15 protein-coding genes are annotated in these 23,640 nt (G+C 73.2%); 12 read left to right on the top strand and 3 right to left on the bottom strand.

Annotated elements, in window-relative coordinates; genetic code table 11:
• Positions 1-244 precede the first annotated feature (244 nt).
• From ACIBCA_RS35205 to ACIBCA_RS35175, 7 genes are all read left to right on the top strand, one after another.
• Complete coding sequence (locus tag ACIBCA_RS35205) at positions 245-547, top strand: hypothetical protein (protein ID WP_396287196.1); 303 nt, start codon at positions 245-247, stop codon at positions 545-547.
• Between the two features lie 25 nt (positions 548-572).
• Complete coding sequence (locus ACIBCA_RS35200) at positions 573-1,064, top strand: flavin reductase family protein (RefSeq protein WP_396287194.1); 492 nt, start codon at positions 573-575, stop codon at positions 1,062-1,064.
• Between the two features lie 161 nt (positions 1,065-1,225).
• Positions 1,226-2,005: an SDR family NAD(P)-dependent oxidoreductase gene (locus ACIBCA_RS35195; RefSeq protein WP_396287192.1), complete on the top strand. Its 780-nt coding sequence runs from the start codon at positions 1,226-1,228 to the stop codon at positions 2,003-2,005.
• Positions 2,006-2,077: 72 nt separating this feature from the next.
• On the top strand, positions 2,078-2,698 hold the full coding sequence (locus tag ACIBCA_RS35190; protein WP_396287191.1) for a TetR/AcrR family transcriptional regulator: 621 nt from the start codon (positions 2,078-2,080) through the stop codon (positions 2,696-2,698).
• Positions 2,699-2,839: 141 nt separating this feature from the next.
• Positions 2,840-4,417: an MFS transporter gene (locus ACIBCA_RS35185; protein ID WP_396287189.1), complete on the top strand. Its 1,578-nt coding sequence runs from the start codon at positions 2,840-2,842 to the stop codon at positions 4,415-4,417.
• Between the two features lie 226 nt (positions 4,418-4,643).
• The gene (locus ACIBCA_RS35180) at positions 4,644-5,714 is read left to right on the top strand and encodes an LLM class flavin-dependent oxidoreductase (RefSeq protein ID WP_396287188.1); all 1,071 of its coding nucleotides are present in this window, start codon (positions 4,644-4,646) and stop codon (positions 5,712-5,714) included.
• Positions 5,715-6,029: 315 nt separating this feature from the next.
• A complete protein-coding gene (locus ACIBCA_RS35175; RefSeq protein WP_396287187.1) occupies positions 6,030-8,768 on the top strand; it encodes an ATP-binding protein in 2,739 nt (912 codons plus the stop codon).
• Between the two features lie 76 nt (positions 8,769-8,844).
• Here the strand turns inward: ACIBCA_RS35175 and ACIBCA_RS35170 are convergent, their stop codons facing one another.
• The gene (locus tag ACIBCA_RS35170; protein WP_396287186.1) at positions 8,845-10,014 is read right to left on the bottom strand and encodes a Dyp-type peroxidase; all 1,170 of its coding nucleotides are present in this window, start codon (positions 10,012-10,014) and stop codon (positions 8,845-8,847) included.
• Positions 10,015-10,084: 70 nt separating this feature from the next.
• Between ACIBCA_RS35170 and ACIBCA_RS35165 the strand changes: the two genes are divergently transcribed.
• Positions 10,085-11,422 carry a right-handed parallel beta-helix repeat-containing protein gene (locus ACIBCA_RS35165; RefSeq protein ID WP_396287185.1) on the top strand — a complete coding sequence of 446 codons (1,338 nt, stop codon included), beginning with the start codon at positions 10,085-10,087 and terminating at the stop codon, positions 11,420-11,422.
• 54 nt (positions 11,423-11,476) lie between these two features.
• Here the strand turns inward: ACIBCA_RS35165 and ACIBCA_RS35160 are convergent, their stop codons facing one another.
• Entirely contained in the window at positions 11,477-14,023 is a 2,547-nt protein-coding gene (locus ACIBCA_RS35160; RefSeq protein WP_396287184.1) for an SdrD B-like domain-containing protein, read from the bottom strand.
• A gap of 488 nt (positions 14,024-14,511) precedes the next feature.
• Between ACIBCA_RS35160 and ACIBCA_RS35155 the strand changes: the two genes are divergently transcribed.
• Positions 14,512-15,396 carry a polysaccharide lyase gene (locus ACIBCA_RS35155; protein ID WP_396287183.1) on the top strand — a complete coding sequence of 295 codons (885 nt, stop codon included), beginning with the start codon at positions 14,512-14,514 and terminating at the stop codon, positions 15,394-15,396.
• On the top strand, positions 15,393-16,121 hold the full coding sequence (locus ACIBCA_RS35150) for a sulfite exporter TauE/SafE family protein (RefSeq protein WP_396287182.1): 729 nt from the start codon (positions 15,393-15,395) through the stop codon (positions 16,119-16,121). The genes ACIBCA_RS35155 and ACIBCA_RS35150 overlap by 4 nt, the downstream gene beginning before the upstream one ends.
• A 75-nt stretch (positions 16,122-16,196) precedes the next feature.
• Here ACIBCA_RS35150 and ACIBCA_RS35145 read toward each other — a convergent pair whose 3' ends face one another.
• Positions 16,197-19,190, bottom strand: coding sequence for a SpaA isopeptide-forming pilin-related protein (locus ACIBCA_RS35145; protein WP_396287181.1), 2,994 nt, complete (start codon positions 19,188-19,190; stop codon positions 16,197-16,199).
• Positions 19,191-19,489: 299 nt separating this feature from the next.
• Between ACIBCA_RS35145 and ACIBCA_RS35140 the strand changes: the two genes are divergently transcribed.
• Both ACIBCA_RS35140 and ACIBCA_RS35135 read left to right on the top strand, forming a co-directional pair.
• Positions 19,490-20,722, top strand: coding sequence for an MFS transporter (locus ACIBCA_RS35140; protein WP_396287179.1), 1,233 nt, complete (start codon positions 19,490-19,492; stop codon positions 20,720-20,722).
• Between the two features lie 166 nt (positions 20,723-20,888).
• Entirely contained in the window at positions 20,889-23,597 is a 2,709-nt protein-coding gene (locus ACIBCA_RS35135) for an AfsR/SARP family transcriptional regulator (RefSeq protein WP_396287178.1), read from the top strand.
• Positions 23,598-23,640: the final 43 nt, after the last annotated feature.

Below are 23,640 nucleotides of genomic sequence, written 5' to 3'. Positions count from 1 at the left end.
ACGGCAGGCCACCCCTAAGCCGCGCTCAAGGGGCCCCTAACCGAGGACGGCCGGGCCCCGCAGGAGTCGGTTAGGGGTTATTCCCCCGATGCCACCGGCCTACGATTTCGCCTCGCAGGCGCCATTGCGGTCCCGCGTTCGGAGTGGGCCCGCTCGACATTCGCCATTCATTTCCTGAATTCGCCGCACTTACCCCGCACACCAACCCCGCACTCGGCCCACACGTACTCCGGAGGAGAAAATCATGACCGCGGACGGAAACTGGCACCTGACCCTCGACAGCTCGATGGGCAAGCAGGAATTCGTCTTCGCCCTGAAGACCGCGGGTTCCGCGCTCAGCGGCACCGCGACGGCCGAGGGCCGGGAGATCCAGCCCGACATCTTCGACGGCTCGGTGGACGGCGACACCCTGGTGTGGAAGCTCAAGGTGCGCAGGCCCGTGAAGCTCACCATGACCTTCACCATGACCGTGAACGGCGACTCGATCAGCGGGAAGGCCAAGGCCGGCATCTTCGGCAGCTACCCCGTGACCGGTCGCCGGATCTGACCGCCCGACCGGTTCGGGACGCATCGTGAGTCTGTTCGTGACCACGCTGGACGCGACGGTGCTCCGGCGGACATTCGGCTGCTTCCCCAGCGGTGTGACGGCGGTGTGCGCGATGGCCGCCGACGGGCCGGTGGGGATGGCGGTGAGTTCGTTCATCCCGGTGTCCCTCGATCCGCCGCTGGTCTCGGTCTGCGTGGGCGACCGCTCGCGCACCTGGGCCCGGCTGCGGACGGCGGACCGGCTGGGCGTCAGCGTGCTCAACGAGGAGCAGCACGCGGCCTGCCGCCAGTTGTCCGCCCTCGACGGGGACCGCTTCGCCGGAATCCGGTGGTTCGGCACGCCGGGCGGGGCTGTGCTGATCGGCGACGCGGCGGCCTCCCTGGAGTGCGCGCTGGAGGGGGAGCTGCCGGCCGGGGACCACCGGATCGCGCTGCTGCGGATCCACGCGGTGCAGTCGGCCCCGGAGGTCGCCCCGCTGGTGTTCCACGGCAGCCGCTTCCGCCGGCTGGCCTCGTGAGCCCCTGATCTCCCGACCTCCTGAGCCCCTGAGCCCCTGCCCCTGAGCCCTGATCTCCCGGCCTCCTGTTCTCCCGACCTCCACCTCCGCGCTCCCCGGCGCCGTGCACGACCCCTCGTTCGTCTCGTTCGTCCGACGTTCATCGTGAGGAAGGCAGTCCTGTGTCCGTTTCTCCGCTGGGTTCCCCGCTCGCCGGGTACACCGCGCTGGTGACGGGCGGCGGCTCGGGCATCGGCCTGGCCACCGCCACCATGCTGGCCGCGCAGGGCGCCGCGGTGGCCTGCCTGGACCTGGACCCGTCGGCCGTGGAGGCGCCGCTGGTCGGGGTGCGCGGCGACGTCGCGGACGACGCGGTGGCCGAGGCGGTCGCCGAGGCCGCCGCGCGCACCGGGGGCGTCGACATCCTGGTGAACCACGCCGGCACGCTGGCCCGCGGCACCGTCGAGTCCCACGGACTGGACGTCTGGCGGCGGGTGTTCGAGGTGAACGTGCTCGGCATGGTGCGGACCACCCGGGCCGCCCTCCCGTGGCTGCGCAAGGCGGCGCAGGACGGCCGTTCGCCCGCGGTGGTCAACACCTGCTCGATCTCGGCCGCGGTGGGGATGCCGGGCGGCGCCCCGTACGCGACCTCGAAGGGCGCGGTGCACTCGCTGACGCTCTCGATGGCCGCGGACCTGCTGCCGGAGGGGATCCGGGTGAACTGCGTGACGCCGGGCCCGGTGGACACCCCGTGGGTGCGGCGCGAGCTGGCGGCGGCCCCGGACCCGGCGGCGGCGCTGGCCGGGGTGCACGCCCGCCAGCCCAACGGGCGGCTGATCACCGCCGAGGAGGTCGCGGCGGGCATCTGCTACCTGGCGGGCCCGCTCTCGGCGGCGGTCACCGGGACCTCGCTGGTGCTGGACGGCGGTCTGCGCGGCGTCCGGATCCCTCCGCGCGGCTGATCCACCACGGGCGGTAACCGGTTGATCATCTTCCGTGTTGACATCCTGACACTATGGATCCAAAATGTCAGCATGTCAGCAGCAACACCCGGCACCACCAAGCAGAGCAAGCTCGACAAGCAGGACCAGATCATCGCGGCGGCGATGCGGGTCTTCGGCCGCTACGGCTACAAGCGCAGCTCCATGGCGCTGATCGCGGAGGCCGCCGGCATCTCGCGACCGGCCCTCTACCAGGACTTCGGCGGCAAGCAGGACATCTTCCGCGCCATGGGGGTCCGACTGCTCGACGGAGTGATCCTGGCGGCCGAGCTGGCCGGCGAATCCGACGGGACGACGGCCGACCGGCTCTACGGCGCACTGTCGATCAAGCTCGAGATGGTCATCGGCACGGTCGACGCCCAGTTCCGCGCGGAGCTGCTCACCGAGGCGAGCCAGGTCGCGGGCGACCTGGTCGACGAGTTCAGGGAGCGCTTCGCCGGCACCGTCGAACGACTGCTGCTCTCCGCCGCGGACGAGCTCGACCTGCTCGACGAGGTGCTGCCGGCCCGCGACTGCGCGCTCCTGCTGCTGAACTCCGTCACCGGGATCACCCAGGAGGCGGCCTCCCTGGAGGAGGCCCAGATCCGGCTGCGCCAGCTGGTCGACCTGACCGTCCGCAGCCTCACCAGCAGACCCGCACCGCACCGGGACTGACCGCACGACGAACCCAGCACACGAACCCAGCACCACGAACCCAGCACCACGACCTACCGCACCACGCACCACGAATCCCGCAGCACGAATCCCCGCACCGCAGGCAAGAGAACCGCCTTCACCTCCGAGGAGACCAATCCCGTGGATGCCGCTACCGTGCACCGGCGCCGATGGCTGATCCTGGCAGTGCTGAGTCTGTGCCTCGTGATCAGCGGCCTTGACGCCCTGGTCATCGCCATGGCGGTACCCAGTGTGCAGACCGACCTGAACGCCACGGTCGGTCAGATGCAGTGGTCCGTCGACGCCTACACCCTCACCTTCGGCGGCCTGCTCCTGCTCGCCGGCGTCCTGGCCGACCGCTTCGGCCACAAGCTCGTGCTGCTCACCGGCCTGGCGGTGATGCTGGCCTTCTCGGTCGGCGCGGCCCTGTCCGGCAGCGCCGACACCCTGATCCTCTCCCGGGCCGGGATGGGGCTGGGCGCCGCGCTCGTCATGCCCGCCACGCTGGCCATCATCAAGCACGTCTTCCCGCCCGAGGAGCAGACCAAGGCGATCGCCATCTGGTCCGGCGCGGCCGGCATGGGCATCCCGCTCGGTCCGGTGATCGGCGGCCTGCTGCTGAACCACTTCTGGTGGGGCTCGATCTTCCTGATCAACGTCCCGGTGGTCGGCCTCGCCCTGCTCGGCGGCGCCCTGCTCATCCCGACCTGGCGCAACCCGAAGCGGGTCTCCCTCGACCTGGTCGGCGCCGTGCTCTCGGTGCTCGGCCTGGTCTCCCTGGTGTACGGCCTGATCGAGGTCCCGGCCAACGGCTGGGGCAGCGCCGCCACCGTGGCCTGGCTGGTCGGCGGCCTGGTGCTGCTCGGCGCGTTCGTGGTCTGGGAGAACCGGGCGGCGAACGCGATGCTGCCGATGGAGCTGTTCCGCAACCGCCGCTTCAGCGGCTCCGCGGCCGCCCTGACCTGCCAGGCGTTCGCCCTGTTCGGCAGCCTCTTCGTGATCACCCAGTACTTCCAGCTGGCCCGGCAGTACGACCCGCTCCCGGCGGGCTTCCGGCTGCTGGCGATCGTCAGCCTGATCATCACCTCGCCGCTGGCGCCGAAGGTGGTCGAGGCGATCGGCGACAAGCTGACCATCATCATCGGCCTGCTGGTCATCGCGGCCGGCGGCTTCCTGCTCTCCACCGCCGAGGTGAGCGACGAGACCACCGTCCTGATCGGGCTCGGCATCATGGGCCTGGGCATCGGCCTGTCGATCCCGCCGTCGGTCGACGGCATCCTGTCCGGCGCCCCCTCGCACCAGGCCGGCACCGCCTCCGCGGTGAACGACACCGCGCTGCAGGTCGGCGGCGCCATCAGCGTCGCGGTGCTCGGCAGCGTGATGACCACCTCCTACCGCCACGCGCTGGACAGCACCCCCGGCCTGACGGACGCCCAGCAGCACGCCGCCCGGGACTCCCTGGGCAGCGCGCTGGGGGTGGCCAAGCAGCTGGGGCAGGGTGGCGCGGACCTCGTCGCCAACGCCACCCACGCCTTCGGCTCGAGCGTCAGCTCCACCTCGGTCACCAGCGCCTGCGTGGCCCTGTTCGGCGCCCTCGCCGCCGCGGTGATCATGCCGGCCCGCAGCAAGAAGACGGCCGAGGACACCGACGCGCCGACGCTCGACGTCGCCGCCGCCCGTCCCGCCGAGACGGGGGTGGCCTCCAAGCTGGCCGAGTGACCCCCGTACTCGGCCACCGGGCCGGGGCCGTTCCGCGGAAGCGGAACGGCCCCGGCCCTTTTTCCGCAACGCATTCCCGAGGGAATTCCCAGGAGGGGCCGGTAGGGGCCGGTAAGGGGCCGATAGGGGCTTCTCGGTGACCGAGGCCCTCCCTAGGCTGACTTCCGCAAGCCCGCCCCGGCCGTGGTGGCCGATTCGTCTACCGGACTGCACACGGAGGAAATCGGTGGAGTTCTCCCTCTTCTATTTCGCGGACACCGGTTCGAGCACGGACAACCGCTATCGCCTGCTGATCGAAGGTGCGAAATTCGCGGACACCCACGGATTCTCCGCGGTGTGGACACCGGAACGGCACTTCCACCAGTTCGGCGGCCTGTACCCGAACCCCGCGGTCACCGGGGCCGCGCTCGCGACCGTCACCGAGCGCGTCGCCATCCGGGCCGGCAGCGTGGTCTCCCCGCTGCACCACCCGGCGCGGATCGCCGAGGAGTGGTCGGTGGTCGACAACCTGTCGAACGGCCGTGCCGGGATCTCCCTGGCCTCCGGCTGGAACGCCGTGGACTTCACGCTGCGGCCGGAGAACTACGCCCGGAACAAGGACGTCCTGCTGGAGACCGTGGACACCGTCCGCAGGCTCTGGCGGCAGGAGGCCGTGGCCTTCACCGACGGCAGCGGCGGCACCTCCCGGATCCGGATCTTCCCCCCGCCGGTCCGGCCCGAGCTGCCCCTCTGGCTGACCAGCGCGGGCTCCGAGGAGACCTTCCGCCAGGCCGGCGCGCTCGGCACCGGCCTGCTCACCCACCTGCTCGGGCAGGACCTCGACGAGCTGGCCAAGAAGATCGCCCTGTACCGCCAGTCTTACGTCTCCCCCGTCGGCGACCCCGAGGACCGCGGCCACGTCGCCCTCATGCTGCACACCTTCATCGGCGAGGACCGCGACGAGGTCCGCGAGACCGTCCGGGAACCCTTCAGCGCCTACCTGCGCAGCTCCATCGGCCTGTTCAAACGGGCGGTGGCCGCCGACATGCCCGGCGTGGACCTGGACCGCCTGACCCCGGCCGACGTGCAGTTCCTGGTCTCGCACGCGTTCGACCGGTTCTTCGACGACGGCGGCCTGTTCGGCACGGTGGCCGACGGCCTGCGGACCGTCGAGCGGCTCGGCTCCATCGGGGTCGACGACATCGCCTGCCTGATCGACTTCGGCGTGCCGGCCCCGCTCGTCCTGGACGGCCTCGACCGCCTCGACCGACTGCGCCTGGCCCGGCAGGCCGCCGAGGCGGACCGGACCGGCCGGTGACCTAGGGCCGGTGACCTAGGGCCGGTGACCTAGGGCCGGTGACCGAGGGGCGGTGACCGAGGGACGTGACCGAGGGGCGGACACCCGCACACGAAGCTTGACCACCGACACCTCCCCAAACCCCAGGTCAGCCCTCACGTCGGCACACCCCCAGAGGTCCAGACCTCGAAGTCCTCTGTTGCCACCCGCTCACCGACGATGTCAGAGTGTCGGTGGATCGGATGCTGGCAGTCGCCTGAGGTTCGAAGCACGACGATCACGGGGCAGGGCGAGCAGAATCCGATCCGACGAGGGCCGAACCTTGGGGGAGGATCGATGCACTTGGTCGGACGTGGTCAAAAACTCTCGACTCTTGCCGAACTACTCACCCGCTGCGACCAGGGAAAAGGCCAGATCGCCCTGGTCAACGGCCCGGTGGCCAGCGGGAAGACCGCCCTTCTGCACTGCTTCGCGGAACACGCGACCAGCACCGGGGCGCTCTTCATCGGCGCCACCGCCTCTCTGTCCGAACGATCGGTACCCTTCGGTCTGATCAGCCAGATCCTGCGCAGCCCCGAACTGGGCGGCGGGCCCGCCGACCCGGCCGTGGCCCGCCTCCTGGAGGACGGTCCGCCCGGCCCGTCCACCGGCGGCCCCGGGCCCGGCCTCTCCGACCGGTTACCGATGGAGCTCTCCCACCGCCTCCTGGCCCAGGTCCACGAGGTCACCCGGCGCGCCCCGCTGGTGATCGCCGTCGACGACGTCCAGCACATCGACGGCGCGTCACTCGCCGTCCTGCTCTACCTGCTGCGCCGCTCAAAGCCCCTGCGGGTCATGTTCGTCCTCAACGGGTGCACCTGCCCGCAGGAGCGGCTCCCGCTGCTGGAAGCCGAGTTGCACGCCCAGCCGCACTGCCGCCGGATCAGTCTGAAGCCGCTCTCCGCCACCGGCGTGGAGCAGTTCGCCGCCCGGCACCTCGACCGCCCCACCGCCGAACGCCTCGCCCCCGGCCTGCACCGCGTCACCGGCGGCAATCCGCTGCTGCTGCGCGCGCTCATCGAGGACACCACCGCCTCCGCCACCACCGCGCCCCTCGAGACCACCACCCCCGGCGAGACCTTCGCCCAGGCCGTCGCCGCCTGCCTCTACCGGTGCGACCCGCTGATGGTCAGGGTCGCCCGGACCTGCGCCGTGCTCGGCGACACCGCCGACCGCGACCTGCTCTGCGAGGTGCTGGACTCCGACGCCGACTCCACCGACCGCAGCATCCGGGCCCTGGAGGCCGTCGGCCTGCTCCACGACGGCCGGTTCCGGCACGAGGCGGCGCGGACCGCGGTGCTGAGCGGCGTCCTGGCCGGCGAACTCGCCGTCCTGCACAGCCGGGCCGCCCGGGCCCTGCACGACCACGGCGCACCGCCCCGGCTGGTCGCCCGGCAGCTGGCCGAGGCCTCCGGCCTGGACGCACCGTGGATGGTCACCGCTCTGAAGACCGCCGCGGACCAGGAGATGCTGCACGGCGACCCCGCACTCGCCGTCCGCTACCTCAGACAGGCCCGCAGCGCCTGTACCGACGAGCGGCAGCGGGCCCAGGTCACCTCCTCGCTCGCCGGAGCCGAGTGGCAGATCGACCCGGCCACCATCGTCCGGCTGCTCCCCGAACTGATCAAGGCCGTCGACCAGGGCCTCCTGACCGGCCGGCGCCACCTCGTCAAGCTGGTCACCTACCTGTTCTGGCACGGCTGCACCACCCAGGCCCTGAACCTCACCCAGCGGCTGCGGGCGAGCACCCCGCAGACCCCCGGGACGGACGCCCTGGGCAACGCCATGCTGCTGCTCCCCTGGCTCTGCCCGCCCATGCTGGCCGTCGACCCGGAGCGGGACACCATCCCCCAGGAACTGCCCTCCCGCGCGACCTCCCTGGTCAACGCGGTGCTCGACGGGCAGGAGATCGACGACGACCTGCTGATCGGCGCCGAACAGATCCTGCTCGGCGCCCGCCTGGACGACGACGCCCTCAGCCCGATCCTCGCCTCGCTCGCCGCCCTGGTCTACACCGACTCCCTGGACCGGGCGGTCGCCTGGTGCGCGCCGCTGCTGAAGGCCGCCGAGAACCGCGGCGCCCGCACCTGGCACGCCCTGTTCTCCACCGTCCACGCGATCATCGAGGTCCGGCGCGGCTCGCTGCCCCAGGCCCGCGAGCACGCCGAGCGCGCCCTCACCCTGCTGCCGCCGCAGAGCTGGGGCGTCGCCATCGGCCTGCCCCTGGCCGCGATGGTGCAGACCGCCACCGAGATGGGCAACTACCAGGAGGCCCACGCGTTCCTGGACATCCCCGTCCCGCCGGAGATGCACCAGACGCTGTCCGCGCTCTACTACATCCGCGCCCGCGGCCGCTACCACGTGGCGATCGGCCAACTGCACACCGCGCTGGCCGACTTCCAGTCCTGCGGCAGGCTGATGGCGGAGTGGGGCCTGGACCAGCCCTCACTGCTCCCCTGGCGCAGCGACGCCGCGGTGGCCTGCCTCGGGCTGCACCTCACCTCGCAGGCCCGGCAGCTGGCGAGCGAGCAGCTGTCGATGACCGCGCCGACCGACCACCGCACCCGCGGCATCACCTTGCGGGTCATGGCCAGGCTGTCCGACACCGAGGAGCGCAGGACCCTGCTCACCACGGCGGCGGTGGCCCTGGAACGCTGCGGCGACCGGGTCGAACTGGCCCGCGCACTGGCCGACCTGAGCCGGGCCCACAGCGCCCTCGGCGAACACGAGGAGGCCGAGGCCGCCGCGGAGCAGGCCGCCGTCCTGGCCGGGGAGTGCGGCGCCGAACCGCTCCTGCGCTCCCTCCTCCCGTCCGCCGTCCCCGACCCCCAGCCCGCCGCCCCGATCGCGCGCATCGAACTCAGCGACGCCGAACAGCGCGTCGCCGCCCTCGCCGCCGACGGGTACACCAACCGCGAGATCGCGACCAAGCTCTACATCACCACCAGCACCGTCGAGCAGCACCTCACCCGGGTCTACCGCAAGCTCGGCGTCAACCGGCGCCTCGACCTCTCCGCCGCCCTCGACTCCTGCTGACCGGCACCCGGGCGCTCCCGCAGTCCTCTCCCCCGAATCCCCCGAATCCGCCGGAATCCCCTCTCCCGCGCGGGCCTCAGGTCCACAGGTGGTCGCCGAGCGTCCCGCCCTCCGGGGCGCCCGGCAGGACGTACGCCACGGCCGAGGCCGTGTGCTCCAGGAACGGGTTCAGCGCGTCCTTCGCCGCCAGCCGGTTCTGGATGCGCGTGAACTGCCCCGGATCCCGCATGAACGCGCAGAACAGCAGCCCCCGGTCCCCCGGCCCGTCGTCGTAGCTGTAGCCCCGCCGCAGGATGCGCGCGCCGCCGTCCAGCCGGGGGCTGCTGAGGCGCACGTGCGCCGTCGCGGGCAGCACGTACGAGCCGTCCGGGTTCTTGGTGTAGATGTCCGGCTCGTCGTGCTCCGCCGCGCCCGTCAGCGGGGCGCCGTCACCGAGGCGGCGGCCCATCGCCTGGTCGCGGCCCGCCTCCGGGAGGGCGGCGAAGCCCGCGACGTCCATCCGGATGCGCCGGTACACGAGGACCGTGCCGTGCTCGTACGGCCCCGGCGGGCCCCAGACCCACTGGCGGGCGTCGCCCTCGGCGGGGTTGGCCGTGCCGTCCTTGTAGCCGAAGAGGTTGCGCGGGGTCGTCCCGGCGGGGGTGCGCGGGAGGAAGCCGGACTGGGCCCACCGCAGGGCGCCGCCCCTGGCCGCCACCGCGCCCGTGAGCTGCTCGGTGAGCACGGAGAGCGGCCAGCGGTCCGCCGCGCACAGCTGGAGCACCAGGTCGCCGCCGCCGCGCGCCGGGTCGAGCCGGTCACCGGGGAAGTCGGGCAGTTCGGCCAGGGCGGCCGGAACGCCGAGCCCGAGCCGCCCGGCGAGCCCCGGCCCGACCGCGACCAGGCTGCTGATTCGGGCCTCGGCGCTGCCCGCGAGCCGCGGGTCGGCGGCCGTTCCGCCGACCCCCTCGGCGAGCAGCCGGGTGAGGTCCCCGAGCAGCGCCTTCAGCGCCGCCCGTCCGTCGGAGGTCACGGCGGGCGCGAGGTCGAAGGCGAGGAACTGCGTGGCGGGCTGCTGCACGGCGGTGACCCCGGCCTGCCGCAGGCCGTGGAACGGCACCGGCGGCTCCGGCGCCGGCCGCGCGACACCCTCGGCGGCCCCGGCGCCCGTCCCGCGCACCATCGCCCCGACGCCCGCCCCGACCCCGGCCCCGGCGGCCAGCAGCGCCCCGCCCGCGATCAGCGCTCTCCGGTCCACACGCTCCACACCGCCCTCTTTCCGCGCCTTTCCGCTTTCGGCATGCATGGAGCACATTGGAGACGATAGAACACCTTTCATGCAAATGCTGATGTTTCGTCAACTCCGCACACGGACAAGCCTGCTGTTCCCGCTCGTCGCCGCCCTCGCGCTCACCGGCTGCTCGTCCTCCGGCTCCGGCCCCAGTTCCGACGCGAAACACCCGGAGGGCACGGTCGTTCGGGTCCCGCAGAACTTCCCGACGATTCAACAGGCCGTGGACGTCGCCCGCGAGGGCGACACCGTCCTGGTCGATCCGGGGACGTACAAGGAGAGCGTACGGATCGCCAAGCCCCGCGTCGTCCTGCGCGGCAGCGACCGCAACACCGTGATCCTCGACGGCGGGCTGCGTCTCGTCAACGGTGTCACCGTCACCGGCCCGGGCTCGGTGGTCGAGAACCTGACCGTGCACCACTACCTCGCCAACGGCGTCCTGTTCACCGGCGTCACCGACGAGCAGCTCCAGCAGCACGGCGCCGGCGGCTCCGCCTACAACCCGCTGGACACCGCCCGCTTCCCGGTCGTCCAGGGCTTCCGGGCGTCCAGGGTGACCGCCTACGACAACGGCCTGTACGGCATCTACGCCTTCGACGCCCGGGGCGGCGTCATCGAGGACTCGTACGCCTCCGGGCAGGCCGACTCCGGCATCTACGTCGGCCAGTGCAAGCCCTGCGACACCCTGGTGCGCGGCAACACCATCGAGCACAACGCGGTGGGCATCGAGATCACCAACGCCTCGGAGAACCTCGTCTTCGCGGGCAACCGGGTAAACGCCAACCGGGTCGGCATCACCGTCAACTCCAACGACCTGGAGGCGCTGGCCCCGCAGCACGGCGCCGTGATCGTCGGGAACGCGGTGACCGACAACAACGCCGCCGGGACCCCGCAGCAGGCGGACGGCGGCTTCGGCATCGGGATCGGCATCGGCGGCGGCACGGGCAACCAGGTGCAGCGCAACCTCGTCCAGGGCAACCGCGCCGCCGGCGTCATCGTCACCGACCCGCCGGGGCACCCGGCCGGTGGCAACCGCGTGGAGGGCAACCGGGTCACCGGCAACGGCACGGACCTGGTGCTGGCCTCCGCCGACCCCGGAAACTGCTTCACCGGCAACCAGCCCGCCGTACAGAGCCCGGACGGCCTGGAGGGGCTCGCGGCCTGCGGCGCCGCGGGTCGAGGACAGCTGACGCCCGGCCGCCCCACCGCCGTCCAGGCGCCGCCCGGTGTGCCGTTCAGTCAGGTCCCGGCGCCCCCGGCGCAGCCCTCCCTGCCGGACCCGAACGCCCCGGCCCGCCCGGCCACCGACCTGCCCGGCCCGGTCGACCCGGCGGCGTACGCGCTGCCGGCCGATCCCTCGGCGGTGCCCGCACCGCCCAAGTGACGGCGACGGGCGGGCCCGTGGCACCCGGACCCGCCCGCCGTCAGCCACCGGCCGCTACCGGTGCCGCGCCCTACGCCTGCGCGCGGCCAGCACCAGCAGGGCGCCCGCGCCCGTCAGCGCGACGGCGCCCGCGACGGCCAGCGGCGTCCCCGAGCCCGCGCCGGTCGAGGGCAGCGAGCCGTGCGAGGCGGGCGGCGTCGCGGAGGGCGTCACCGGATGCGGGGACGGCGACGGGGGCGAGGCACTGGGCGAGGACTCACCCGGCGTGCCACTCGGAGTCGGCGTCGGCGTGGGCGTCGGCGTGGGCGTGGGGATGAGCGTGTTGACCGCCGTCACACACACCCCGTCCCCGAGGTTGTCCGCCGTCAACTCCAGCGGCCCGAACACCGTGTTGTCCGGCGCGGCGTAGCCGTCCGGCGGGCTGACCTCCTGCCAGTAGTAGGTGCCCACCGTCCCGCTGCCCCCGCAGAGGCCGTCGGCCCCGGTGGTGCAGGGCTCGCCCACCTTGGTGTCGGGCTTGTCACCGCCCGTCTGGAGCCCGTCGGTGCCGTTGCTCTCCTTCCACAGCTGGAACTTCGCGCCCGCCAGCGGCTTGCCGTCCTGGTCGTGCTTGACCAGTTTCAGCGCGCCTTCCTGCCGGCGGAACCCGAAGTCGTAGGTGTGGTCGTTCTCCCCGGGCCCGCCGGTGGTCAGCGCCCGCTCGGCGTACTTCCCGCCGGACGGCACCACGCCCTTGGAGTCCACGAAGTGATTCTCCCCGACGTTCGCCTCCGTCGGCACCCACTCGTACAGCGGCCCGCCCTTGGCGTAGTCGGCCGGTTCGTCCAGCCTGATGGTGTACTTCGCCTTCGGCTTGAGCCCGCCCTCGACGTTCGTGTCGTCGAAGTAGTACTCACCCCGCCTGGTCGTCCTCGCCGTGCCGACGAGCTTCCCCGACTCGTCGTACAGGTGGACGGTCGCGCCCTCCACCGGCTTCTGGCCCGGGAGTTGGACGCCCTTGCGCTCGGGGTCGTACCAGACCCGGTTGCCGATCTGCAGCGGCGCCCGGTCGCACAGCACCTCGAGGTCACCCATGGAGGCGCCCTTGCCGAACGGCGGGATCGACCCCCTCGGGTTGAGCTGCAGCCCGTACTTCGGGTCCCGCTTGCCGTCGCGCAGGACGAACTCGGTGCCGTAGCCGAAGGCCGCGTTGTTCGGGTCGAAGCCCGAGAGCGCGATCGAGCTCTCGACCTTCGACAGCGCCATCCCGGCCATGCCCGCGTTGCGGTGGCCGACCAGGCTGCTGGTGTCGAAGAACCGGGTGCCCCTCGGTGAGAGCCCGCAGCCGAGGTCGGTGTCGAGGACGTACGTGCCGTTGGCGAGGCACGCCTTGTTCAGGTCGCCGCCGGGCAGCACCTTGGCGAAGGAGGCGCCGGTCGGGTCGGCGGCCGACATGTCGCCGAAGCGGTCACGGAAGGCGAGCAGCATCGAGCCGTCGGTCTCGAAGGTGATCTCGCCCAACTCCGGTTCCGGGTTGGCGAGGTAGGTGGCGCAGCTCTGCCCGTTCTGGGAGGTCGGGAAGGTGTCCTGCCAGGGGAACCAGCCGGCGCCGTCGCAGGGGCCCGAGCCGACGGTGGAGCCGCGCGGGTAGTCCAGCTTCTGGTCCAGCACGGGCTTGTGGAACGCCCCGGTGGTGAGGTCGAAGGGCAGGACGACCGCGCGCAGGTCGGCGCGCCTGCCCGTGGACTCGCCCGAGCAGACGCCGCCCAGGTACCCGAGGCCGTCCTGCAGCCCGAGGCCGAAGGGGCGCCAGTCCCCCGCCGCCGGGCAGCCCGGGTCGGGGATCGGGTAGACGGCCTTCGGTGCGGCGGCGGTCGCCGCGCTCGCGTCGTAGCGGTACAGCCTGCGGTCGTTGAGGTTGACGACGAAGAGGTCCTTGCCGTCCTCCGTGACCTTGATGCCGCCGAGGCTCTCCTTGCCCGCCGCCGCCAGGAAGGCGTCGTCGCTTCCCGAACCGTGCCGCGTGGTACCGGCGTCGGGGACGGTGGCCCAGAGCCCGGTCGTCTTGGTGGCCGGGTCGGTGACGTAGATCGCGCCGGGCCCGCCGGGGCCGTAGGCGGTGGTGCGCTTGGCGGAGGCGGCGGAGAACACCCGCCGGTCGGCCTTGTTCCAGGCGATGCCGTAGAGGTTGCCGGTCTCGGCCTCGGTGGCGATGTCCGTGACGTGGACATCCACGCCGTCCTGGCCGCGCGCGCTGTACGGGAAGGAGACCAGCGTGCGCGCCGACTCGCCTTCCCTGGGCGGATGCTGACAGGTCGTCACCAGAGTGGCGTTCTTCTGGCAGTAGTCCCCGGGGCTCCAGAGACCGGTGGTGTAGGAGACCGCCTTTCCTCCGGAGAGGTCGACGAACTCCTCGTTGCTGGACAGCTGGTTCGGCGCGCCGTCCAGCCCCTGGCGGGAGGCGAAGGCCGGGAACAGCACGCCCGGCTTCGGATTCACCACCTGCACCCGGTACTTGCCGCCTGCCGGCCCGGTTCCGGCCGGGCGCAGCGTGACCGTCCCGTCGGGGGCGGTGGTGCCCTCGATGCCCGTGCCCGCGTCGTCGGTGAGCTGAACCTTCACGCCGCCGATTCCCGGTTCCAGCGCGGGAGTCCACACCCCGCCGGTGTCCACGGCCCGGATCACCCGGACCGTGACCGTGCCATCCCCCGCCTGGGGAAAGGCCGCCGGGGCCGCCGCGAGCAGCCCTCCGCCGACCATCGCGCCCGCGGCGGCGGCGCCCCAGGCGACCCGCCACGCCCGCCACGCCCGCCTTCTCGTCCCCGTCGTCCGTGACGGCCCCGTCGTCCGTGACGTCCCTGTCGTCCCTGCCAAGACCTGACTCCCATCAACGGCGGGCATAGGCCCGATCCGGACTGGAGTCCCCAGGACAGCGGAGTGCCGGTCGTTCACGTCCGATACTTCCGGCAGGTTCACTTGAGTGTGTGACAGGGATGAGCCGAAAATCGCATGAGGTTCGAATACGATCGCACATATTCGCTCATTCGGCGGCACCCACCCCGTGAGGCATGATCGCTGCGGACCCGAACCCCGACCGAGGAGCCCGCCCCTTGAACCGCCCCGCGCGCACCGCCGCCCTCGCCGCCCTGGCCCTGCTCGCAACCTCCGGCTGCACCGCCTCGCACGCCCACTCCCACCCGCAGACCTCGGCTGCCCCCGTCACCCCCGGAGCCACGTCCTGGCACGGCGACTTCCGCGCGTTCGGCACCCCTCAGTGGCGGCGGACCTGGGGCGCGGTCGACCAGGGCGCCTGGGGCGCGGCCGACTTCGCCGCCGTCGAGGACCCGTCCGCCCCCGGCGGCGCGGGGGCGCTCCAGGTCACGTACGGCGCCGGCTCCTCCGCCAACTCCTGCACCGACTGCCCCAACCCCGGCGGCGGCCAGTTCTACACCGACCTGAACACCCTCGGCCTCCCCGCTCTCGCCCAGAGCCCCACCCTGGACCTCAAGTACGCCCTGAAGTTCCCCACCGGCCGCGACTGGGGCAAGGCCGGCAAGCTCCCCGGCCTCTACGGCGGAAGGATCGGCGAGGAATCCGGCGGCACCCACGGCTCGGGCTGGTCCACCCGGTACATGTGGCGCACCGCCAAGGGCACCCCGGACAACGGCGAGGTCTACCTCTACACCCCCACCGCCTCCGGCCCCACCGGCTACGGCGTCGACGAGGGCCTCGGTGACTGGCACTTCCAGGCCGACGACCACTGGCACACCGTCGAGCAGCTGATCGACCGCACCACCGGCGACATCACCGTCTGGTACGACGGCCGCCAGGTCCACCACGCCTCCGCCACCGCGACCGGCATCGCGGCCCTGCCCTTCGCCGGCATCCTGTTCTCCACCTTCTACGGCGGCCACGACACCACCTGGGGCCCCACCACCCCCCAACACGCCTGGTTCGCCGACTTCTCCCTCTCGACCACCCCCCAGCACCCGTGACCTGGCCCGCCGAAGCCGCCCTCGGCCTGATCGTCCTCCTCGGCGCGTCCGTGCAGCGCCTCGCGGGCATCGGCTTCGCCCTCGTCGCGGCGCCCGTCCTGGTACTGCTCCTGGGGCCGGGCGACGGGGTGACGCTCTCCAACCTCGCGGCGGGCGCCATCAGCGCCATCGGCCTGGCCGCCACCTGGCGGCAGCTGCGCCCCGGCGCGATGGTGCCGCTGATCGCGGCGGCCGCGTGCACCGTGCCGGCCGGCTCCTGGGTGGCGGCGAGAGTGCCGGCTCCCCATCTGCTGCTCGGCATCGGCGCGTCGGTGAGCGTGGCCGTGCTGCTGGTGATCCGGGGCGTACGGGTGCCGGCGCTGCGCGGGGTCGGCGGGGCGGTGGCGGCGGGCGCGACCAGCGGGTTCATGAACTCGGCCGCCGGGGTGGGCGGCCCGGCCGTGTCGCTGTACGCGGTGAACACCGGCTGGACGGCCCGGGAGTTCGTGCCCAACGCCCAGTTGTACGGCGTGGTGGTGAACGCCCTCTCGCTGACGGTCAAGGGCGTGCCCCATCTCGCCACGCCCGCCTGGCTGGTGACCGCCGGGGCCCTGACCGTCGGCACCGCCCTCGGTCACGCCCTGGCGGGCCGGGTCGCGGAACGGCAGGCGCGCCGGGTGGTCCTCGGCCTCGCCCTGGCCGGGGGGCTGGCGACCCTCGCCAAGGGCGTCTCCGGCCTGCTCTGACGCCCTCACCGCCGAAGAAGGAAGCGGGGCGGGAGCACCGATGCTCCCGCCCCGCTTCGCAGGTCGCCTACCGCGTCACCCGTCGCGCCGACGCCGCAGGCGGTGTCCGGCGAAGGCGAGCCCGCCGCCGCCGAGCAGCAGTACCGCGCCGAGGACGCCGAGCGGTGCGAGCCACACGCCCGTCTCGGGCAGCGGGGGAACCGGCGGCTTCGGCGGCACGGGCGGCGTCGGGGTCACCGGGGGCGTCGGGGGCTCCGACGGCCGGGGAGACTCCGACGGCCGGGGCGACTCCGAGGGCTCCGGCGGCGCCGGGGGCTTCGCGTTGTCGACCGCCACGGTCGTCGACTGCTCCTTCCCCTCCTCGAACGCGAGCGTCACCCGGGTGTCCGCCTGCTGCGGCAGCACGTACCCCTCGGGCGCCGTGACCTCCTGCAACCGGTACCGCCCCACCGGGAGCGGCCCGAAGTGGCAGCCGCCCGCCGCGTCCGTGGTGCACGGGTCGCCGACCTCGGTGTCCCCGGACTCCTCCTCGCGCCACAGCTGGAACACCGCCCCCGCGAGCGGGGCGTGGCCGTCGGCGTCGCGCTTGAGCAGGTGCAGGTAGCCGGGCCTGGGCTGGTCGACGGCCGTGACCGACACCCCCTGCGGGGAGTTCCCGACCGTCAGCACCAGCGGCCCGAACACCTCCGGGTCGGGCAGCAGGTACCCGGCCGGGGCCGAGACCTCCTGCCAGTAGTACGTCCCGAGGTCCACCACCGCCGAGCACACCCCGGAGGCCGGGGTGGTGCACGGGTCCCCGACCTTGGTGTCCCCGACGGCCGTGCGCCAGAGCTGGAACACCGCCCCCGCCAGCGGCTTGCCGTCCGGTCCGGTCTTGGTGACGCTCACCGGGCCCTGGGGCTGGTGGAACCCGAAGTCGTAGGTGTGGTCGTTCTCGCCGGGCCCGCCGGTGGTGAGGGCGATCTCGGGGTACGTCCCGCCAGGCGGCACCACCCCCTTGGAGTCCACGAAGCGGTTGTCCCCGGCGTCGGCCCTGGTGACGACCCACTGGTACAGCGGGCCGCCGGGGGCGTAGTCGGCGGGCAGGTCGATCTTGACGGTGTACCGGGTGCGCGGCTTGAGGCCGCCGGTGACGTTGGTGTCGTCGAAGTAGTACTCGCCGCGCGGGGTGGTCGTCGTGGTGCCGACGACCGCGCCGTCCGCGTCGTAGAGCCGCAGGGTGGCGCCGGGCACGGGCTTCTCGCCCGGGTCCTGGATGCCGTTCCGGTTGACGTCGTACCAGACGCGGTTGCCGATCTGCAGCGGCGCCTCGTCGCAGAGCACCTCCAGGTCGGCCATCGAGCCGCCCTTGCCGAAGGTGGTCGTCAGCTGGTTCCCCAGCCCGGCCGCACGGGTTCCGTCGCGGTTGGTCCAGGCCGTCCCGGCGGTGAAGATGGCATCCGTCGGGTCGATCGAGGAGCCGGCGATCGTGGTCTCGACCTTGGACAGCGCGATGCCCGAGAACATCGCGTTGTTGTGGTACGGCGTGCGGTGCTGGTCGTAGAACGTGGCGCCGCGCGTGGTGTTGCCGCAGCCGCCGTTCTCGTACATCACGAACAGGCCGCCGGCGCCGGGGCACGCCTTGGTCAGGGCGCCGCCGGAGGCCGGGGAGGCCAGCGCGCCGTTGCCCGCCTGGTAGACCTGGTTCAGTCCGAGCTGATCGGTGTACCGGTCGCGGAAGCTCAGGATCAGCGTGCCGTCGGTGTCCACCACGATGTCCGCGAGCATGGGCTCCGGGTTGGCGATGTTCCCCGGGCCGCAGGAGGCGATGCCGTCCTGCGAGGTGGGGAGCGTGTCCTGCCACGGGTACCAGCCCGCGCCGGGGCAGACGGAGTCGCGGTTGGACCGCAGGCGGGGGTAGTCCAGCGCCTGGTCCAGGATCACCGGCCCGAAGGTGCCCGCGGCCGGGTCGAAGGTCCGGACGACGGCGCGCAGGTCCGACTTCCGCCCGGTCGACTCGCCGGAGCAGACGCCGCCCACGTAGACCAGGCCGTCCTGGACTCCCAGGCCGTAGGGCCTCCAGTCGCCGGCGGCGGGGCAGGGGGTGTCCGGGCCGGGGATGGGGTAGCTCGCCTTCGCCCCGGCCGCGGTCCGGTTCGTCGCGTCGTACCGGTAGAGCCTGCGGTCGTTGAGGTTGACCACGTAGAGGTCGGCGCCGTCCTCGGAGACCTCCACGTCCCCCAGCGACTCCTTGGCGACGGCGGGGGCGAACCCGAGGTCCATCTCCGTGCCGAAGTCGTGGGCGGTGCTGCCGGCGCCGGGGACGGTCGTGAACAGCGTCGTGGCGTCGGTCGCCCGGTCGGTCAGGTAGACGGCGCCCGGCCCGGAGGGGCCGTAGCCCGAGGCCCGGTGCGCATGGGCGCCGCTGAAGATCCACTTCTTCTGCTTGCTGTACCCGATGCCGTACAGCGCGCCCGTCTGCGCCTTGGTCGCGAGGTCGGTCGTGCGGTTCTCGACGCCGCGCGCGTCGTACGGGAAGGACACCATGGTCCGCCCCGTCGCCGGCTCGCTGGGCGTCACGTCGCCGCGCAGGCACGCGGTGACCAGGGTGGCGTTCTTCTGGCAGTAGTCGCCGGGGTTCCAGAGCCCCGTGGTGTACGAGACGTTCCTCCCGGCGGAGAGGTCGACGAACTCCTCGGTGCTGGACAGCCGGTTCGGCGCGCCGTCCAGCCCCTGGGGGGAGGCGAAGGCGGAGAACAGCACGCCGGGCTTCGGATTGACGACCTGGACGCGGTAGGTGCCGCCGCTGAGGCCGCTCGCCCCGGCGTCGAGGGTGACGGTGCCGTCGGCGGCCGTCCGCCCGCTGATCGTGGTGCCGGCGTCGTCGGTGAGGTCGACCGTCACCCCGGACATCCCGGGCTCCAGGGCGGCGCCCTGCCAGGGGCCGTCGGCGGTGACCTTGCGGACCACGCGCACCGTCACGGAGCCGTCCCCGGACTGCGCGTCCGCGGAGGTGGCGAGCGCGCCCAGGTAGCCGCCGCACAGTGCGAGCACCGTGGTGAGGGCCGCGAGGCGCCGTCTGGTCTGCACGGTGGAGTCCCGCCTTTCGTGGGGTGAGTCCGACGAGGAGAGATCCTCTGTCCGGCACACCACCCGAAACGCGCAACGCGGCCGGATTTCCGCCGCGATTCCTCCATATCTCAGTCCATTGGCCCCGGACCGACAGAACATTGACGACACCTTGAACCGGGCGATGACCAAGCATTACCCCCGGCGGGACGAGCACCCCGAGGATGGGCGAAGAAGGGCCTGCGGAGGGCCTCCGGAGTTTTGAAGGGGGTCTGCGAAAGCCCTCCCTGCGGCTGAGGCGGCCATGCCATACTGCACCGGTGACGCCAACGAGCCTGGACACCCCAACACGCAGCACCGCCCAACTGGGCAGGAAGTTCCACCTGTTGTGGTCAGCCTCGACCGTGTCCTCGATCGGCGACGGCATGCGGGACGCGGCCCTGCCGCTGCTCGCGGCGACGCTCTCCGACTCACCCGCGGCGGTCGCGCTCGTCAAGGCCGCCGCCACCCTCCCCTGGCTCGTGATGTCCCTCCACGGCGGTGTCATCGCCGATCGTTACGACCGCCGGCGACTGATGTGGACCATCGACTTCGCACGCGGTGCGATCGTCCTCGCATTCGCCTGCTGGGCCTTTCTCGCCACGCCCCCGCTGGCCGTGCTCGCCGTGCTCGCCTTCGTTCTCGGTTGCGGCGAGACGATATTCATGAACGCCTCCACCTCCGCCCTGCCCGACGTCGTGCGGCAGGACCAGCTGGACACCGCGAACGGGCGGATGCACGGCAGCATCATCGTCGGCGGCAACCTGCTCGGCCCGACCATCGGCACCGCGCTGTTCGCCGCGGCCGTCTGGTTCCCCTTCGGCATCGACGGCGCCTCCTTCCTCATCGCCGCCGCGCTCGTCGCCGCCACCGGGCGCTCCGGCCGGGTCGCCCCGCGCAGCGACCGCCGGATGTCCACCGAGATCCGCGAGGGCGTGCGCTGGCTGCTGGAGAACCGCGAGGTGCGGCTGCTCACCCTGGTCTCCGCCCTCGGCGCCATGTCCTTCTTCATGGCGAACACCATGCTCGTCCTCCTCGTCACCCGGACCCTGGACGCCCCGGCCACGATCTACGGCCTGGTCCTGGCCGCCAGCGCCATCGGCGGCACCGCCGCCAGCGCCCTCGCCGGCCGGCTGGCGCAGCACATGGGCCGGGGGATGCGGATCGCGCTCTCCTTCGCCCTGATGGGCGCCGCCTGGGTGGCCATCGGCCTCTCCCCCAACTGGGAGACGGCCGCCGCGCTCCACCTGGTCGCGGGCTTCGGGGTGGTGACCTGGAACGTGCAGGCCACCTCGCTGCGCCAGCAGGCGGTGCCCAAGGAGCTGCTCGGCCGGGTCAACAGCTGCTACATGATGCTCAGCCGGCTCGGCATCATCGTCGGTACGGCGCTGAGCGGTTGGATCGCCGCCGCCACGGACATCCGGGTGCCGGTCGTGCTCGGCGGAACGATCCTGCTGGTCTGCCTGCTGCTGGTGCCGCGACTGGCCCGGCTGGAGTCGGCCGCGGGGAACTGAGTGACGCAGGCCACTCCCACCTGAGTGCAACCTGGAAGCGGACTGAGGGCGTCAACCTGTTGTTCATGTCATCGGTCTACCTTCGACCTGTCGGTGACTGGCATATAGCCACTGACTGGCCTATAGTCGCGGGCCTATCGTTCGGTGAGCAGCGGGGTGGCACGGGGTGGAGTTCCGGGTTCTGGGCGCGGTGGCGGCGGTCACGCCGGACGGCCGTGACCTGCCGGTCGGGCCCGTCAAGCGCCGCAGCCTGCTCGCCATGCTCGCCCTCCACGCCGGCGCGCCGGTCACCGTCGACCAGCTGACCGGGGCCCTCTGGGAGACCGACCCGCCCCGGCACTCGCGCACCGTCGTCCAGGGCCACGTCTCCCAGCTGCGGACCCTCCTGACCGAGTGCGACGCGGCCGCGCACGGCGTCGAACTCCTCACCGAGGGCAGCGCCTACCTGCTGCGCACACCCGCGCTGGCCGTCGACGCCCACCGCTTCGAGCACCTGCTGCGCCGCGCCCGCACGGGCGCGCCGCCCGCCGAGACCGTCGCCGTCCTCGACGAGGCCCTCGCCCTGTGGCGCGGCCCGGCGCTGGCCGGCACCACCGCCAGCCCGGCGCTGGAGAGCGCCGCCCACGGCCTGGCGGAGCTGCGGCTGGCCGCCGTCGAGGAGCTGGCGCAGGCGCACGGGCTGCTCGGCGACCACGGCGCGGCGGCCCGGGTGCTGCGCGCCGAGGTCGCCAGGGATCCGCTGCGCGAGCGGCTGGTCATCGCCCTGTTGCAGTCCCTCGGCCGGGCCGGGCGCCGCTCGGAGGCGCTGGACCTGTTCCGCCGCACCCGGCGCACCCTCGCCGAGGAGCTCGGCGTCGACCCGTGCCCCGAACTGGCGGCCGCCCACGCGGCGCTGCTGCACACCCCGCCGCCCGCCGCGCCGGAGCAGGCCGAGCAGGTCGCGCCGCCCGTCCCGGTCCCCACCCAGTCCGACGGCACCGCCACCGCGCCCCCGCCCGTCCTCGCCCCGCACCTGTTCCCCCGGCGCCCGCGCGGATTCTCCGGCCGGGAGGACGAGCTGGAGGCGCTGGACCGGGCCACCTCCTCCCCCGGCGCGCTCGCCGTGATCACCGGCAGCGCCGGCGTCGGCAAGACCGCCCTCGCCGGGTACTGGGCCCACCGGCGCCAGGGCGACTTCCCGGACGGCCGGCTCTTCGTCGACCTCTGCGGCTACAGCCCGATCCCCGCCCGGGACACCGGCGCCGTCCTGCGCGAGCTGCTGCTCGCCCTCGGGGTGCCCGCCGAGCAGATGCCCGGCTCGTACCAGGGCATGAGCGCCCTCTACCGCGAACTCACGTACGGGCGGCGGATGCTGCTGGTGCTCGACAACGCCCGGCACTCCAACCAGGTCCGCCCGCTGCTGCCGGAGGGCGACGGCTGCGTCACCGTCGTCACCAGCCGCGACCGCCTCGCCGGGCTCGTCGCCTCCGACGCCGCCCGGCTGGTGCCCGTCGCCGAGCTGTGCCCGCCGCGCGCCATGACCCTGCTCTCCGACACCCTCGGGCCCGACCTGGTGGCCGCCGAGCCCGAGGCGTCCGCCCGGCTCGCCGCCCTCTGCGACGGGCTGCCGCTCGCCCTGCGCCTGGCCGCCGCGCGGATCGCCAGCTGCCCGACCCGGGGCATCGCCGCGCTGGCCGACGAACTCGCCGACGAGCAGCGCCGGTTGAGCCTGCTCAACGTCGAGGACACCAGCATCGCCGCGACCCTGGGCCTGACCGTCGAGCACCTGGCCGAGCCCGCCCGCCGGATGTTCCACCGCCTGGGCACCCACACCGGCACCACCCTGGACAGCCGCACCGCCGCCGCCATCGCCGGCTGCCGGCTCGACCGCGCCATCGAGGCCCTCGACCAGCTCGCCGCCGCCCACCTGATCACCGAGACCGGCCAGGACGCCTACACCCTGCACGACCTCGTCCGGCTCTACGCCCGCAGCCTGCCCGCCGAGGGCGACACCGACGCCCTGCCCCGCCTCCTCGACCACCTGATGGGCACCCTGCTCGCCGCCAGCGCCGCCGCCGAACCGGGCAGCGAGCCCTGCTGCGTCCTGCCGCCCGGCGCCCGCCGGCCCACCGAGGTGCGGCCGTTCCCGGACCGCGCCACCGCCCTGGCCTGGTACGCCGCCGAGCGGGACACCCTGCGCGGCGCGGTGGAGGCGGCCGTCGCCGTCGGGCTCAACGACCGGGCCTGGCGGCTCGTCCTGCTGCAGTGGCCGCTGATCGTCTGGCAGGTGCGGGACGGCTGGGCGCCGCTGCTCGAACAGGGCCTCGCCGCCGCCGAGGCCGACCACGACCACGGCGCCCAGTCCCGCGCCCGGGCCCTGCTCGGCTGGGTCCTCACCGAGGAGGGCCGGCACGAGGAGGCCCTCGCCCAGCTGGAGCTCGCCCCCGACCTCGCCGCCCGGGCCGGGGACGTCACCGGCGAGGCCGTCGCCCTGATCAACCTGGCCGTGGCGCTCGTCCGGGGCGACCGGCTCGCCCGCATCCACGGCCTGCTCACCCGCGCCCTCGCCCTCACCGAGCGCGGCGGCCGCCGCGACCTCACCGCGCTGGCCCGCCAGCACCTGGCCGAGCACTGCCTGGCCGTCGGCGCCTTCGTCGAGGCCGCCTACCACGCCTCCCGGGGCCTGGCCCTCGCCGAGCCGCCCTTCCCGGCCCTGCGCCACGTCGTGCTGCACACCCTCTACGGCCGCGCCCTCGCCGCCACCGGCCAGCCCGAGCAGGCGCAGCACCACCTCTCCGAGGCCCTGCGCACCGCCCGTACCCACGACTACGCCGAGGGCGAGTCCGCCGCCCTGGCCGCCCTCGCGGCCCTGCCGGCGACGGCCACGGCGGTTTAGGGCGCGTCTTTCGGATCAGGCCGGGCGGGCGCCGCCGGGGCCG

The organism is Kitasatospora sp. NPDC051170 (assembly GCF_044455705.1).
Classification (GTDB): Bacteria; Actinomycetota; Actinomycetes; order Streptomycetales; family Streptomycetaceae; genus Kitasatospora.
The sequence above is the reverse complement of the archived record's forward strand: the minus strand, read 5'-3'. Positions and strand labels throughout refer to the sequence as shown.

Bases quoted from the DNA above. Each gene is read 5' to 3' on its own strand.
- ACIBCA_RS35205 (WP_396287196.1), top strand. From the start codon at position 245: ATGACCGCGGACGGAAACTGGCACCTGACCCTCGACAGCTCGATGGGC.
- ACIBCA_RS35190 (WP_396287191.1), top strand. From the start codon at position 2,078: ATGTCAGCAGCAACACCCGGCACCACCAAGCAGAGCAAGCTCGACAAG.
- ACIBCA_RS35175 (WP_396287187.1), top strand. From the start codon at position 6,030: ATGCACTTGGTCGGACGTGGTCAAAAACTCTCGACTCTTGCCGAACTA.
- ACIBCA_RS35165 (WP_396287185.1), top strand. From the start codon at position 10,085: ATGCAAATGCTGATGTTTCGTCAACTCCGCACACGGACAAGCCTGCTG.